This window comes from Chryseobacterium sp. 22532, from assembly GCF_052044665.1.
GTDB classification, from domain to species: Bacteria; Bacteroidota; Bacteroidia; order Flavobacteriales; family Weeksellaceae; genus Chryseobacterium; species Chryseobacterium lathyri.
Window position 1 is genome coordinate 51664 of record NZ_JBQENJ010000004.1, and the last position, 15800, is coordinate 67463.

Annotated in this window: 10 protein-coding genes; all 10 read right to left on the reverse strand. The window is 37.6% G+C overall.

The genetic code is table 11. The features are described from left to right. Positions 1–137 precede the first annotated feature (137 nt). Positions 138–1106, reverse strand: coding sequence for a pectinesterase family protein (locus ACTJIV_RS11705; RefSeq protein ID WP_440627625.1), 969 nt, complete (start codon positions 1104–1106; stop codon positions 138–140). 51 nt (positions 1107–1157) lie between these two features. Beyond that, positions 1158–2069, reverse strand: a complete 912-nt coding sequence (locus ACTJIV_RS11710) for an alpha/beta hydrolase (RefSeq protein WP_440627627.1) — start codon at positions 2067–2069, stop codon at positions 1158–1160. Between the two features lie 157 nt (positions 2070–2226). Then, positions 2227–3894: a glycoside hydrolase family 28 protein gene (locus ACTJIV_RS11715; protein WP_336379235.1), complete on the reverse strand. Its 1668-nt coding sequence runs from the start codon at positions 3892–3894 to the stop codon at positions 2227–2229. A gap of 163 nt (positions 3895–4057) precedes the next feature. Continuing rightward, on the reverse strand, positions 4058–5701 hold the full coding sequence (locus tag ACTJIV_RS11720; RefSeq protein ID WP_440627629.1) for a glycoside hydrolase family 43 protein: 1644 nt from the start codon (positions 5699–5701) through the stop codon (positions 4058–4060). A gap of 51 nt (positions 5702–5752) precedes the next feature. After that, positions 5753–7012 (reverse strand): glycoside hydrolase family 88/105 protein, encoded by a 1260-nt coding sequence (locus tag ACTJIV_RS11725; RefSeq protein ID WP_440627631.1) that lies wholly within the window; start codon positions 7010–7012, stop codon positions 5753–5755. Between the two features lie 11 nt (positions 7013–7023). Then, complete coding sequence (locus ACTJIV_RS11730; RefSeq protein ID WP_440627633.1) at positions 7024–8022, reverse strand: DUF4861 family protein; 999 nt, start codon at positions 8020–8022, stop codon at positions 7024–7026. A gap of 50 nt (positions 8023–8072) precedes the next feature. Then, entirely contained in the window at positions 8073–9485 is a 1413-nt protein-coding gene (locus ACTJIV_RS11735) for a pectate lyase family protein (protein ID WP_440627635.1), read from the reverse strand. Positions 9486–9525: 40 nt separating this feature from the next. Then, positions 9526–10548 (reverse strand): pectinesterase family protein, encoded by a 1023-nt coding sequence (locus ACTJIV_RS11740; protein ID WP_440627637.1) that lies wholly within the window; start codon positions 10546–10548, stop codon positions 9526–9528. Positions 10549–10630: 82 nt separating this feature from the next. Further along, positions 10631–12445 carry a RagB/SusD family nutrient uptake outer membrane protein gene (locus tag ACTJIV_RS11745; protein ID WP_440627639.1) on the reverse strand — a complete coding sequence of 605 codons (1815 nt, stop codon included), beginning with the start codon at positions 12443–12445 and terminating at the stop codon, positions 10631–10633. Between the two features lie 12 nt (positions 12446–12457). Next, positions 12458–15415, reverse strand: coding sequence for a SusC/RagA family TonB-linked outer membrane protein (locus tag ACTJIV_RS11750; protein WP_336379241.1), 2958 nt, complete (start codon positions 15413–15415; stop codon positions 12458–12460). Positions 15416–15800 lie beyond the last annotated feature (385 nt).

The window sequence follows — 15800 nt, forward strand, 5'->3', positions numbered from 1 at the left end:
CTTACAATTTATTTTTAATTAAACCTGAAAGATGCTTCGGCTCAGCTCGGCATCACTACAAATGTGCTGTTAAATGAAGCAATTAGTATTAGAGTTGTCATGCTGAGCCTGTCGAAGCATCTTAGTGATTTATTTCATTATTTATTTGGATTCCAGTCACCCAGAATCTTTTCTAGTGTATAATTTTTCAAATCTTTTTTTGTCAATTGCTGCGACCAACTTACCCGTTTTGAAATATTTCCTCCTTCACCTTTACTCCCAAACTCTGCATAATAAGCTGTTTTTTCTTTATCAGGGAACATTTTATCGCCTTTCCAGGGATTCCAGCCTTCCGGAAGGATGTGTTTTCCCATTTCCGTATTGATAAAAACTGTTTTTGCATAAGGTCTCCAAGGTCTTCCCAGATATACTTTTGTGATGCCTTCTTTGGCAATTAATTTACAGTCTAAAAAGACAAAACCGTACTGTCTGTCGGCTTCCGTTGCGGCTGCGGTGATGTAAGAATCGGCTAAACTTTTAATGGTACAGTTCTTAAAAACAACCGTTGCCTGTCCGAAGATAAAGTCAGTTGTTCCTTCGATATAACAGTTTTCAAAATATTGTCTGCTATGATTGGTAGCAGAATAAACCGTGTCCTGACAACCCAGAATTTTAGAGTTTTTAATCACAAAACGGTCACCTTCCACATGAAGCGAAACTGCCTGTCCTTCGTTGCAAGAACTGTTTTGAATCGTTAAATTACTGATTTTAATATCATCACCCATGACCAATAAAGTGTAGGAATTGAAGGTTGTCTTTTTTTCATTAAATGAATCCAATTTTCCTGAAAAATCATTGTTGGTGATTATAGTATTGTCTTTATCTTCGCCTTCTAAAGTGATTTTATGTTTTGAAGAAGGGATAGTAATTTTTTCATTATAAGTTCCGGATTTAATGAAAATCAATGCTTCCGCAGGTCCTAAATCTCTTACTGAATTTATTGCTTTCTGAATCGATGTAAAATCACCGCTACCGTCTTTAGCTACAGTGATTTTAATGTACGGATCATTTTCTGCTAAAAGAAATTGAGTTATCGAAATGAACAGAATTAAAAATAATTTTTTCATAAAACTTTACTTAAGTTGGTCTTAGCCTTAATCTCAAACTTAACCTTTATCCTATTTCAAAACTTTATTTAAAAAGGCAACAGTATAATTCAATGTTTCCGTAAACCAGGGTTCTGCACTCCAAAATGAATGCGGAGAATTTTTAATTTCGTGAAACCCAGTCGGAATATTATAGCTTTTCAATTTCTTCATCATATCGTCTCTTCCGGCATGAAAACGAGGTTGAGAACTATTAATGAAAAGAGTAGGAGGTGTATTTTTGTTAATATATTCTAAGGGTGAAGCTTCGGTCCAGTTTTTTAAATTGGCACTCCTGTCACCGCCCAACCAATACGAAGCATATGTACTTTCTTCAGCTTCGGGATGAATAAATGAAACAATTCCATCAATATTGATGATTGCCTTAATTTTATTCTTTGATCGTACACCAACCAAAGTTGCAATTTGTGCCCCGGCTGATTCTCCCAACACTGCTATTTTATTTTGATCTAAAGAATATTTTTTTCTGTTTTTCTTTAACCAATGAATGGCCTCCTCAATGTCTTCAACTCCGCCGGGATATTTTGCAACATCGGCCAACCGATAACCGACCGAAATTGCAACATAACCTTTTGCAGCCAGTTCCATTGCCATGAATTTTTCATTTTCCTTACTTCCCGAAATCCAGCCACCACCATGAACCATTGCGATTCCGGGGTGTTTTTTAGATTTATCGACAGGATAATAAATGTCTGCTTTTAATGAAAGTCCATTAATATTGGCATATTCTACATCTTTATCAATCCCTATATTTTTCGGAACCGGCCGATCTATAGGAGTGATAAAAGTGTATTTTTTCTTTAGTTTTTCATAGGTAGTTTCATTGGTGTAAGGAGTTGCATTCGGCCGTTGAATCTGGCCGAATGCTAATGTTCCTCCCATTAAAAAAATAGAAATATAAGTATGTTTTTTGTTAAAAATCATGTTGTCAAATTTTAAATTTTTGAACCACTAAGATTATTAGAGAAGTTGCATTTAATAAGAGAAGCATTCTGATTTTTTAGATGTATTCTCAAGGCATTGCTCAACTGATATCTTAAAAACTTCATTGAACTTAATGGTTTAAATTACTATTGATACATTATTTAACCGCATTTTTAGCTACTCCCGTTGCAATAGAAATTGCAGCTTTATCATTTGCAACTTCTTTGGGTAAGAAGATTGCCCCTGATTTATTTCCTAAAACCTTAACCAACGGTTTATTTTGAGACTCAAATTTTACCGTCGAAAGGTTGATGTTTTTGCTGTTGTAGACTGTTGCTCCTGTTCCTTCAGAATATTTCAGCTTCACATTTTTTAATTGAATTCCGTCTGCATCTACGATGGTAAGAGCCTTTTTCGTGTCAAACTGAGAATCTTCGATCACAATATTTTTAAGATTCATTTCAGCTAAACCGAATAATGTAATCGCTTCGTAAGAATTAACTGCATTGATGTTTTTAAAGAAAATATTTCTAAAAATCGGAGTTTCCTCTGTTACGGGATAAACTTTTTCCGGTGCTTTGTTTTCTTCTTTTTTTTGCCCGTCTTCCAAAACCGGTGAAGCTCCTTCATAGAACATATTGAAGCCAATTACCTGAGTTGGAATATTAATCATATCGATATTTTTGATGTAAATATTTTCAACGATTCCACCTCTTCCCCGTGTTGTTTTGAAACGAAGACCAATATCTGTTCCGATGAAAGTACAGTCGGAAACGTGAATATTTCTAGCTCCTCCGGACATCTCACTTCCAACGACGAAACCTCCGTGACCGTGATAAACGACATTGTTTTTAATGATAACATTTTCAGTTGGCATTGCTCTTTTTCTTCCGTCTTCATTTTTCCCTGATTTGATGCAAATTGCGTCGTCACCAACGTCAAAGGTATTATCATAGATTAAAACATTTTTACAGGATTCCAAATCTACACCATCGCCGTTTTGTGAAAACCAAGGATTTCTAACGGTAAGATTTCTTAAAATGACATTCGAACACATCAACGGATGAAGGTTCCATGCGGGCGAATTCTGGAAGGTCGGTCCGTCCAGCAAAACCTTATCACAACCCACCAAACTTACCATTACGGGACGAAGAAAATCTTTAACCGATTTTAGCTCTTCCTTAGAAATTTTATCAGGAACGTTGAAGCTCGAACTGCTTTCAAATCCTTTTTTATAACTTTCCGATGGATACCAGGTTTTACCGTCTGAAGATAGAATTCCTCCGGATTTTACAATTTCTTTCCATTCAGATTCTGATACTTTTCCTTTTTTAATGGCTCTCCAGGCATCACCGCTTCCGTCAATTACGCCTTTTCCTGTGATAGCAATGTTGGCTGCATTTCTTGCTGAAATGGGGGACTGGCAGCGGATTGTATTTAATCCTTCAAAACTTACATCAACTAAAGGATAATCGTTTTTGTCTTTGCTAAATATGATGAATGCTCCTTCTTCTACGTGAAGATTGATGTTGCTTTTCAATTCAATTGGTCCTGTTAACCACATTCCGCGGGGAACAACCAATTTTCCGCCGCCTTTTTTAGAAAGATCATCGATTGCTTTTTTGAAAGCTTCTGTATTTTTTATATTTCCGCCTGCAACTCCGCCAAATTGTGTAATGGAAACTGTGTTTGCAGGAAAAGAGGTTTCCACAACCTGAGGCATCTTAAACTCAAGATTCTTGTAAATATCCAGATTCTGAGCATAGATTTGTCCTGAAAACATCATTGCTGCTGCTAAACCGATAACTTTGAGAGACTGCTTCATTTTATTTTTTTGAGTTTTATTTTTTGTTATTGTTTTTTTCAAAATCTATGTTTATTTTTTCTCCCACAGATGATACAGGTTTTTACGGATCATTGCGCAAATTTTTTAAACCTATAAATAAAAATATTACATCAACATCTATGAAAATTTGTGGAGAAAACTATTAATTTTTAGTAATTCTAAACCAATCAAAATCCGCATATCCCCCGCGAGGAGCTTTTGCTGTACTTATGCTATACAAACCGACTTTAGCACCAATCCATTTTCCGGGTTTTGCCTGAAAAACGTCACCTACTTTGGTGAAATTTTTTCCATTTTCGCTGTAACTGAACTGGCACAAACCGTTAGGTTCGTTGACATTTACTTTTAAATAGGCCTCGTTTCCTTTTAATTTTGTTTCAAATAAAACCTTTTCTTCACTGCCTTTATCTGCCTTTTCGGCTCTTCTTAACTGTAAATAAAATCCGTCCTGTTTATTGGTAATTACGATTGATTCATGATCTAATCCCATCACTAAGAGTCCTGCAGCTTTTCCTTCTTTAGCATCTTCCGGAGTTAATTTAACTTTCGTGGAAGCAGCAAAATTAGGTGCCGGGAATTTTTGAGTTAACAAATTCGGGATGTTCCACAGGTTTTTTTCGCCCTCAGGAAGCTTCATTGAAAATAATCTTAAAAATTTCTGTCCGGGAAGTTTGGATGACCAAACAATATTTTCATTTGCGCTCCATTGCCATTGTAATCCTAATTTATCTCCATCAAACTCATCTGTTTCAGGAGGCGTAACGACAGGGTAGGATTGACCGACGTTTGGTTTTTTATAGGTTAAAACCGGTTCCCCGATTCCGTTTTTATTATGGTCAGTTCCAATAACCGGCCAGTCTTTTTCCCATTTCATGGGTTGAAGATGAACGATTCTTCCACCTGCATCAACGTCCTGAAAGTGGTAAAACCAATCTTCACCCGAGGACGTATCAACCCAGGCTCCCTGGTGAGGCCCGTTGATTTTTGTGGAACCTTGCTCCAGAACAACTTTTTCTTCGTAAGGACCGTAAATATTTTTTGATCTCAAGACCAATTGCCAGCCTGTAGCCACTCCGCCTGCGGGAGCAAAAATGTAGTAATAGCCATTTCTTTTATACATTTTCGGGCCTTCAACTGTCGGATGTGCATCGTGACCATCAAAAACATGAACACCTTTATCCAAAACTTTTGTTCCTTCAGGATTCATTTTATTAATTGAAAGTAAACTTTTCACACCTGCGCGGCTTCCTGCCCAACCGTGAACTAAATATGCATTTCCGTCTTCATCCCAAAACGGACAGGAATCAATCAAGCCTTTCCCTTCCATCACCAAAACGGGGTTTTCCCAGGCTCCCAACGGATCTTTGGTTTTCACCATATAAATTCCGAAATCAGGATCACCCCAATAAATGTAAAATTCTCCTTTGTGAAATCTGATGCTTGGCGCCCAAACTCCGTCCCCTCTTTTTGGCGTGGAAAAATGTCCGGCTGGTAAAATATCCTGAATGGCATAATTCACTAATTTCCAGTTGACCATATCTTTTGAATGAAGAATAGGCAATCCCGGAGCTTCATTAAAGCTTGAAGCCGTCATGTAATAATCTTCACCAACACGAATCGCATCGGGATCGGAATAATCTGCATACAAAATTGGGTTTTTGTAATTTTTGCCCTGATCAGCTGTCCAGACCTCGGAAACATAGTTTTTTTCCTGTGCGTTGAGATAGGTTGACGCAACTGAAAGTATTGTGATTGTTGCTATATTTAAAATGCTTTTTGTCTTCATAAAATCAGATTCATTGTTTAGGCAATAGGAATTGGGTTGCAGGTTTTAGTTTTATTTTTCAAATTCTAAACTAGCCAGGATGAACGGTCCTGTCCCTTTTGCATCGTTTGAACGAACTTCTTCATTGATATAGTATTCATACGACCCGTCTCTGTAAGGTTTTCCACCTAAACCGGCTACTGCGCAACATTTATTTAAATTTACCACTCCATTTTCATCAACTGTAATTAAATTTTTGATGATTCCATCGTACCCCTTTTTAGCATAAGTTTTATAGGATTTTGGAAGATAACCGTTATTGACCGATTTAATAATTGTGTAAACAAACATTGCTGAAGCCGTAGCCTCCGTATAATTTCCTTTTTCTCCTGCTTTATCCAAAACCTGATACCAAAGTCCGCTGTCTTTATCCTGAACTTTGATAATGGCATCGGTGTAAGATTTTATATAAGAAATTAATCTTGTTCTTCCGGGATGATCTTCAGGTAAATAATCCAGGACATCTACCATTGCCATTCCGTACCAGCCCATCGCTCTTCCCCAGAAATTGGGTGAAAGTCCTGTTTCTTTGTTTGCCCAGGCTTGTTCTTTGCTTTCATCCCATGCGTGATAAAGCAATCCTGTTTTTTTGTCTAAAAGATTCTTTTGAACCGAATCAAACTGAAAAACAATATCATCATATGCTTTGGTTGCTTCTGCACCCTTTACAAAATCTTTCGTGTAGTGCGTGTAGAAGGGCATTCCCATGTACAGACCATCCAGCCACACCTGGTACGGATATATTTTTTTATGCCAGAAAGATCCTTCTTTGGTTCTTGGCTGCCCGTCAATTTGGGAACGAAGGGTTTGAAGGGCTTTCAGGTATTTTTCTTTTTTCTCTTTCTCGTAAAGATATAGAAGCACATTTCCGCTGTTCAACATGTCGATATTGTACTTTTCAAGATCGTAGGTAAGAATTGTACCGTCTTCTTTGATCAGTTTTTCTCCGAATTCGCTGATGTAATTGTAATATTCTTTTTTACCGGTTTTCGCGTAGAGCTGTTCAGCGGCATCCAGAACAATCGCTGATGGATAGGTCCATTTCGGGCTTTTACTGAAATCAAGCATCCAGGATTCCGGAAAACGCTGCATTTCGGAAAGCAACATTCTTTCAGACCATTTCAGGTTTGTAGGAACTATTTTCCCTGCTTTTGAAGCTTCTGTTGAAGATTTTGAAGCGGTTACAGATTTTGTTTGGGCGCAAGCCAAAAATATTCCTGAACCTAAAGCAACAAATGCCAATAATCTTATATTATGGTTAATGAAATTCATTATTTTAAACTTTAAAGTTGATTGGTTTTATCTAAAATATCCAGTTTCTTATCTAAATCCTGATAAAATGCTTCTTCTGTTGCTAAGCCGTTTGGTTCCAGAGACCAGGCTCCCAAAAAGTAATAAGAAACATTCTTCACTTTCTTGAAAATAACGGTATGAGTGGATTTTGTCTTAACATATTTATCAAAACTCTCGAGAGGGTAGAAGACAGCCATTCCCAGATTATCGTCTTTTTTTGTCTCTGTTTGATTGCCGTAAGTGGCAATATAAGCCCATTTTTTATTTTTACTGATTCCTTGTTTTAACGGAATATTTTTAATGGCAACAATTCCGGTACATAACCCTGAAATAGTGTTGCTTAAGTTTAAATCTACTTTTACAAAACGATCTTTATTAAAAATTGTCAGTTTTGACTGTAAATCTATGGCATCACCCCAGGTTTTCCAGCCCTTATAATCGATGGCTGCATAAGATTGATCTTTTTCATTAACTACTTTTACGGCTGTATTTTTTACAACTTTAAAGGTTTCAATAAAGTCATTCTGCTCGTCATATCTTCCGTAAGAACCGATGCCAATGGTACGGCCGGATTTCAAAATATCCTGTCCCCAGGGTGCATCGTGATGATAGGATTCAAAACCGTCTTGTCCGACTGCAGGCAAGGCCAAGGTGTTTACTTTTTTACCGAAAATATCAGTTGCATTCCTCCAGTCTAAATATAGTCTGTAGCCGATCTGGTTGTTTTCCAGACCGATACCTTCATATCTGATATAATAAGAATGGTCGGTATGTTCGGCAGGAAGCACAAGCTGGTTGATGTTTTTAAAAGTTCCTCCAATGTACTGATTGCCTTCCCATTTCCCGCCTTCTTTTACGGAAAGCTCTGCATATGAAAAGGGAGCTTTTGGATTTTCCTTAATTTTTTCAATCACAGAAGTTTGAGCCACAGAAAATGTTGAACTCAAAAATGCTCCTGCAATGATTATTCTAAACAAACTGAATTTCATAATATTTTTTTATTAGATAACTGGTTTTTAACTAAAAGTCTTCATGGTTATTAGTGTTGTCTTTCGGTTATTTTTCTAACCAGATCGTTAAAATATACTTCGATATTATCGTAATTTTTATCTAAATCCCGTCCGTTGGAATTGGCAACTTTAGGATTTAATTTATTTTTAATTTCCCACTCATCAGGCATTCCGTCGCTGTCTGAATCGGGGAGAGGTTTTCCTGGATTTAAATTGGGGAATCCACCTACATCATTTTGAGAATCAATGATTCCGTTGGCACTTCCTTTTGAACCTTTGTAGGTGAAGCTTCCATTTTTCACATCTTTTAAAACGTGCAGATCAATTGCATCTCTCACCAGGCTTGCCCCTCCGATCTGTAAAATTTTCTCATACGCTTCTTTCGCAGAATGAGTTTTCACATTGTCCTGAATCTCATGCGGCTGATTGATTTTAATGGAATTTTTATCTTTATCCGTCAAATTATATGCTTTCATCTGATCAAAAACGCCTATCGTCCAGTTATCCGTTGTGATTTCCGAACTTCCCTCCACAACATTTCCGGTGATGTAATATTTTCCCCAGATGTTATACACTTCAGCTTCTGGTTTTCCGTTTTTATCAATGGCTGCAATCCGTTGTTTTGTCGTGGTTGCAGGGCCGGGTTTGTAATAATTATTAACGAGATTCACGTTCATTCCTTCACCTCCGTACACATTATTGTGTCCCCAATTGTAGATCACATTATTCCTGAAATCGGTAAGATCGGTTAATGCAAACTTACTTCCCGCATATTCCCCTAATCTGGGATTTCTGCTATCGTGATGGGCATATAGATTATGATGAAAAGTAGCAAATTTTCCGCCTGCGATTCCGCCATATCCGTGAGCACCTTTTTCGTGGACAGAATTTCTCAAACTTTCAGAAATCACGCACCATTGAAGTGTAGTATTTTCGTTGACATAAATGGAAACCGTCTCGTCCGTAGACCAGCTCATCGAGCAATGATCGACCATCAGATTTTTGATGAATCTTGCGCCAAAAGCGTCACCCTGATATTTTTTCTGATCGCCCATCCTGAATCTCATGTAGCGGATAATTACGTTATTTGCTGCAACAAAAATTTCGTAATTGGCAATGGTAATTCCGTCTCCGGGAGCTGTCTGTCCGGCAATGGTGACATCACCTTCTTTTATCTTCAACGGTGATTCCAAGTAAATCGTTCCGCCTGTTTTAAAAATAATATACCTCGGACCTTTTTGGTCTAAAGCGTGCCTTAAAGTACCTTCCGAACCATCATCGTTTAATTTGGTCACGAAATAAATTTTTCCGCTGCGTCCGCCGGTTGTATATCTTCCGAAACCTTCTGCACCGGGGAAGCTTAGGACGTTTTGAGCTTCAACAAAAGTCAAACTTCCGCATACAATTCCTATCGTCATTATTTTGGTGAAGTGTTTTTTCATGATTGAAAATTCTTTGGTGTTTTTGATGTTCGGGTTGAAATTATTTTAAACTTGTTTTAACGTTCCAAAGGTCTTTTCCTTTGAGAATATTGTCAGTTGTATATTTTTTTCTTTCTTGTTTTGTTAATTGATGCGACCACGAAACTCTTTTTCCAGCATTGGCGCCGGTTCCTTTTGAATTAAATTCTGCATAGAACGTTGTCTTTTCCGCATTGGGTTTGTTCCAATTATGCCATCCTTCCTGTTTTATGGTGGAATTCATTTCACAATCGATGTAAACTGTTTTGGCAAAAGGTCTCCAAGGTCTTCCTAGATAGACTGAATGTTCTTTCGCGTTTCCGATGATTTTAGATTGAATAAAAACAAATCCGAACTCACTTTCCTGTGGAGTGGAGGCGGCTGTGACGTAGCTTGCTGTTTCTTTAGAATAGATCGTGCAGTTTTCAAAAACGGCGGTTCCTGCTCCGAAAATATAGTCGGTTGTCCCTTCGATGTAGCAGTTTTTAAAGTAATTTCTTGAAGGTTTTGTCTTATCTGTTAAATCCTGAACTCCTTTTAAATATAAAGTATCCTGATTTCCTAAAAACCTGCAGTTTTCAAAGGCAATTCTGTCCCCTGAAGTTAAAACAGCAACGGCTTGCCCAACTCTTCCTGAGCTGTTTTCAAACGAAATGTTTTTTGCTGTAAAGTTATTTGAATAAATAAAAATCGTTGAAGAACCTGTTGTTCCGATATCTTTTCCTTCCGGATTCTTTTTTGAAGCAAAATCATCGTAAGTGATGATGGTATTTTCGGGATTTTCACCTTCCAGTAATATCGTCCCTTTCGATTCGGGGACGGTAATTTTTTCTTTGTAAACTCCGGCTTTAATTAAAATTTTTGTTCTTGTCTCAGAACCATTTTCAACGGCATCGATGGCTTGTTGTACCGTAATAAAATTGCCTTTTCCGTCTTTTGAAACTACGATAATTTTATCATTGGTTTTAAAAGAAAAAAGACATGCCAATATGATCGAAAATATTGAAAATGTTTTAAAATTTTTAATTAAAAAAGAAGTTTTCATTAAATAAATTTTGAGTTAAATACAGACTTCTCTTTATGGGAAGAAGCCTGTATTCTTTGATATGAATATGAAACTTTTTTATCTAATAACCGTAATCTTGTGTAAGATTGTAATTCGATTGAATAATGTCACTATAAATAGGTAACAATTCTTTTTTATTGGGTTGGAAATATTGTGCAAAACCTTTTACCGGATCAATGATGTATGTTGGCAAAACAGCGGCCCTCCACGCAATTTTGGTATAACCTGCCGGCGTTGCATCCTGAGAAGGCATGTAAAATACCTGAGATTTGTCGCCGCCGGTGAAGAAAATGTCGATATCGTTAACATTTTGCTGTGCAGATTTTGTAGGATCGTAAACCGATTTTTTATAATAAAGATTTAGCGGTACGTTTGCGTATGGTCCGGTTCCGTTTGCAAAAGCTGTCAGCTTCTGTCTTGTTTCCGTAATTTTAGCATCTAGTAGATTCCAACGGATAAGATCATATTTCCTGATTCCTTCTGAACCCAGCTCCAATAATCTTTCTTGAACAATATAATTGAAGAATCCCACTTTGTCTGTAGGAATTGTTCCAACCTGGCCCAGATTTCCGGCGTAAGCCCTGTTTCTCACAAGTTTTACCGCATTAATGGCTTCCTGGGAAGGAGCACTATGAAGTTCGTTATCTGCTTCTGCGAACATTAGCAAAACATCTGAAAAACGTAATAAAGGCCAGTCAACCGCAAGGTTTTGAGAAGGTCCCGTAATGTTCGTCCATGATTTTCTGTATTTTGAATCTGTGAAAGAAATAGCAGTCACTATTTCCGCCTGATTGGAATTATTAACTTTAAAAATTCCTACGTTCATATCTCTTCTTAAATCATATTTAGTAAACTCGTAGAAATAAACGGGAAGTGCGTTGATACCGCCGCCTCCTTTCCAGTTGGAATTATCGTCGTGCTTCAAGCCGTTGTAATAACCGATCTTACTGTCTGTTCTTGCATTACCACCGAAAGCTCCCACACAGAAAATAATTTCGTTGGTAGCATCCTGTGTATTGGTATGCAAAGCTCTGAAAACTGCTTCGTAGCTTGGATTTAAGCTGTGTTCTCCCGCATGGTTCATGATGTCTTTACATTCATCATAAGCAATCTGATAATAGGCTTGAGGATTTGAACCCTGTGCCATCTGTTGTGGACTTCTTCTCAATGAATATCCCGCTCTTGCCAATGCTATTCTTGCTCTTAAACCTTTAATAAAACCTTTGGAAATTCTGGCATTTGTAGTGCTTCCTTCTGATCTCCAAGGAACTAAAGCAGAAGCCTGGGCCAGATCTGCAATGATTTTTTCATAAATAACATCTCTATCTGTTTTTGGAAGATAAAGATTGTCATAATCCACGGATGGCTTGTCCTGAAAAGGAACATCACCCCAGTTTCTTATTAATTCATAGTAAAACTGAGCTCTTAATGTTAAAGCTTCACCAAGGTAGCGATCCATCATTTTTTTGTCAGCATCGGAACCCGTCTGGTAAACAGGGGAGACCGGAATGTTTTTAATGCAAAGATTCGCTCTTTCGATTCCTGAGTATAGTTTCAAGAAAGGTTTGTTTAATTCTGTATTGGTAGGGCAGGCCCCGAAAGTTGAGATTCCTCTTCTGTCATTACAGTTGTAATCCCCTGAAGTCCTGAAATCGTCACTGGAATGAGGATAAATTAAGGCTAATCTCTGTCCATACCCATCATCACCTGCCAACTGGTTATAAACACCCACCAAAGCGGTGAAAGTGTCTGAAGTACTATCGAATTGCTGTGCTTCCGCAACACTTGAAAAATTTTCAGGATCCAGATAATCGCTGCATGAATTTATGGTGGTAAGCGAAAGGATACAGCTTAATATAATTATTGTCTTTTTCACGTTTAAGTTTAATTAAAAGGTTATATCAATACCTGTTAAAATAAATCTGCTTCTAGGGTATGCAGCATAATCAACACCCGGAGTCAAAGGGTTTCTTCTCGTACTTGCTTCCGGATCGTAACCGTCGTAACCGGTGATGGTAAATAAGTTATTTACGGTTGCATATAACCTGAAATTCTTAATACCAAGCACTTCTAATGAATCTTTTGGAAGGCTGTAACCTATTGTCACATTATTTAATCTTAAGAAAGAACCATCTTCGATTGCATATGAATGCAGAATGTAGTTTCCTTGCGGAGGCGTCCACATGGTTGTATTGGCGTTCAATGCAGCAAGGGCGGCAGGATCTGTTACTTTTACGCCTTGGTCATTAAACCATCTCCATCTGTCTGCAACTTCTGCAGCCATGTTGTTGTCTCTGTATAAATATTGAGTGGTAAACTCGATTTTATTGGCATTATAAACCTTATTGCCTATAGAGAAATTGAAAAATAAGCTCATATCCCAGTTTCTGTATCTGAAAGTCTGGTTAAATCCTCCGTAGAACTTCGGCTGAGCACTCCCTAGTTCGGTTTGATCGGCTGTGGTGATCTGACCGTCGCCATTTAAATCTCTTAATTTAAGATCCCCCGGCTGGATTGGCTTTGAACCATTCGCGACAGCACTTGCGTTGGGAACACCAGCCTTTAAAGTATAAGCCTGAGTTGTGGGGTTAAAATCAAAATCGCCGATTTCATATCTTCCCTCCGTTTCGTATCCGTAGTAAGTTCCTACCGGATTGCCGACTTTGGCGATGAAATCATATAGATTATTTACCCACCCCGAAGCTACAAGGTAATAATCGTTGCCTCCGGAAACACCTGCTCCTAAGCTTTTGATGATATTTTTGTTAGCTGATATGTTGAAATCTGTTTTCCATGTGAAGTTTTCTTTGTTGACGATAATACCTCCCAGCGAAACTTCGATTCCTTTGTTCTGTGTTTTCCCTGAATTTTGATACTGATATTCATATCCTGATGTCTGAGGAATTTTTGCCAGTATCAAAAGATCTTTTGTGTCAGTGATGTACGTATCCAAACTTCCGTATAATCTTCCGTTGAAGAATCCGAAATCCAATCCTAGGTTTTTAGAAACTGTAGCTTCCCAGGTTACATTTTTGTTGGCCAAAGTGTTTCCTGTAGTGGCTCCCGGCGTTACACCGCTTCCGAAGGTATATCCGTAGTCTGTAGAAGTCGTAAAAAACGTATCATAGAGAAAAGCCGGAATTCTGTTGTTTCCTGCAAGGCCGTATCCGAAACGTAATTTCAATTCATCCAGCCATTCTTTATTTTTAAGGAAATTCTCTTCTTTTATTTTCCATGCTACCGAAACTGCCGGGAAAGTTCCCCATTGGTTACTACCAGGTCTGAAAATACTTGAAGCATCCGCTCTTATGGAAGCTGTTAAAATGTATTTGTTGGCATAAATATAATTGGCTCTGCCAAATAATGAAAACAGCCTTTCTGGTGGTAATGCCGCCGTTCTGGGCGCATCCTGAATCATCCCTGATGGCGGAATTGCAGACTGAATATTGGCAAAAGCTTCATTTGGACTGATAGAAACGGGCAGCCATTTTGTGTAGATATTTGAAGTTTCTCCGTCTGTCTGTACAGTTTCTTCACCAATCAATAAATCAAGTTTATGGTTCCCGAATTTCTTTGTATAGTTTAAAGTATTGGTATTGGTAATTCTTCTGGTCTGAGACCTTGTAAGCTGTACAATCGGCTGATTGTTGTTGGCCCTCGCGTCACTCGTTACGGTTCCCCAAAACTGATTTACAGCATTATCCCTTTGAACATAACCGACTACACTTCTGAAAGTTAAGTCTTTTGTAATATTATAATTCAAATATCCGTTTAATAATAAATCGTTGGTTCTGTTTTCTTTTACCTCGTTATCATTTAAAATAAGTGGGTTAACAAGATTGGTTAACGTTGAATAATTAGGGTCAAAGTCATCAATCGGTACATTGCTTCCCCCTTCAAAGGGTTGATATCTTACCGCATTTCTCAGTCGGTTTGTCCCCTGAGAACCTGACGCGGAAGTTCCCGCTCCGGAAATCAATTGGCGGCTGTATCTTGCATTGAATCCGGCTTTTAATTTTTTAGAAATGTCAAAATCATATTTAAAGTTGGCCATACTTCTTCTGAAACCTGAATTGAGCATAATTCCATCTTCTTCCACATGGTTTAAAGTCAATGAGAATGCAGACTTGTCTGAACCTCCCATTAAGCTTAAGTTATGTGTAAAGTTGAATGCTTCTTTTCCAAAAAGCTCATCCTGCCAATCTCTTTTCTTAATATTTCCATATTTTGTAGCCAATTCATCAAACGTACCATATCTCGTGCTGAATGTTGTCTGGTCAGCCAAATCTCCTCCTTTATTGTAAAGCTCATATTGATACATTACAAATTGGTAAGGATCAAGCACCGGAATAGTATTCATAATTTTACGAACACCTGTATAACCGTTGTAATTGATGGTCATTGCAGCTTTTTTACGACCTCCTTTTGTTGTGATCAAAACAACTCCGTTGGCACCTCTCGATCCGTAGATGGAAGTAGAAGCGGCGTCTTTCAGAACTTCAATTGATTCAATTTCTTTGGGAGAAATAACAGTAAGTGCATTATCCATCTGGATTCCGTCTACGATATAGAGTGGGGCATTGCTCTGTGTAATCGATGTACCTCCTCTTACCTTAATTTCCACGTCAGCGCCGGGAGACCCTTCGCTTGCCATAATCTGTACCCCGGCAACTCTGCCTTGGATGGCCTCTGCAGCGCTGTTTACGGGCATATCTTTTACTTCGTCAGCCTTTACTGAGCCAACGGCATTGGTGACATCTTTTTTGGAAACCTTGGAATAGCCTACCAAAACCACTTCATCGATATTGGTTTCTTTATCCTTTTTCGTCTCCTTTTCTTGAGCCATTGTCAGGACAGGAAATAAAAAGAAAGTTAGATATAACCATTTTATTGATTGTACTTTTTTATCCATTTTGTATCCTTATAGTTTTAATTTTTGGTTGAAAGTTTTTTCAATCGTTTTTGTTTTGTGTGGATTTGTAAGTATTCTACTGATTTTAGTGGCAAATATTTTTCTGAAAGATTTACACATTTTAAAGTGCAATCGATTGCGTAAATTTTCATAATAAATATCTTGGCTTCTAAACTAATATTATTTTTCAATACGCAAAGAAAAAAATATTATTTTTTCATTAATTCGATTGTTGAATGAGGATCAAATTTACAGAGTAATTGATATTTGTAATTATGTAAAATGTTGAAAATTAATAATTTATTAACTTGAAATTAGC

What these genes read in the sequence shown, in the direction of transcription:
- ACTJIV_RS11730 (WP_440627633.1), bottom strand. Translation starts at nt 8,022, where the DNA reads ATGAAATTCAGTTTGTTTAGAATAATCATTGCAGGAGCATTTTTGAGT.
- ACTJIV_RS11740 (WP_440627637.1), bottom strand. Translation starts at nt 10,548, where the DNA reads ATGAAAACTTCTTTTTTAATTAAAAATTTTAAAACATTTTCAATATTT.
- ACTJIV_RS11750 (WP_336379241.1), bottom strand. Translation starts at nt 15,415, where the DNA reads ATGGCTCAAGAAAAGGAGACGAAAAAGGATAAAGAAACCAATATCGAT.
- ACTJIV_RS11725 (WP_440627631.1), bottom strand. Translation starts at nt 7,012, where the DNA reads ATGAATTTCATTAACCATAATATAAGATTATTGGCATTTGTTGCTTTA.
- ACTJIV_RS11735 (WP_440627635.1), bottom strand. Translation starts at nt 9,485, where the DNA reads ATGAAAAAACACTTCACCAAAATAATGACGATAGGAATTGTATGCGGA.
- ACTJIV_RS11710 (WP_440627627.1), bottom strand. Translation starts at nt 2,069, where the DNA reads ATGATTTTTAACAAAAAACATACTTATATTTCTATTTTTTTAATGGGA.
- ACTJIV_RS11715 (WP_336379235.1), bottom strand. Translation starts at nt 3,894, where the DNA reads ATGAAGCAGTCTCTCAAAGTTATCGGTTTAGCAGCAGCAATGATGTTT.
- ACTJIV_RS11720 (WP_440627629.1), bottom strand. Translation starts at nt 5,701, where the DNA reads ATGAAGACAAAAAGCATTTTAAATATAGCAACAATCACAATACTTTCA.
- ACTJIV_RS11705 (WP_440627625.1), bottom strand. Translation starts at nt 1,106, where the DNA reads ATGAAAAAATTATTTTTAATTCTGTTCATTTCGATAACTCAATTTCTT.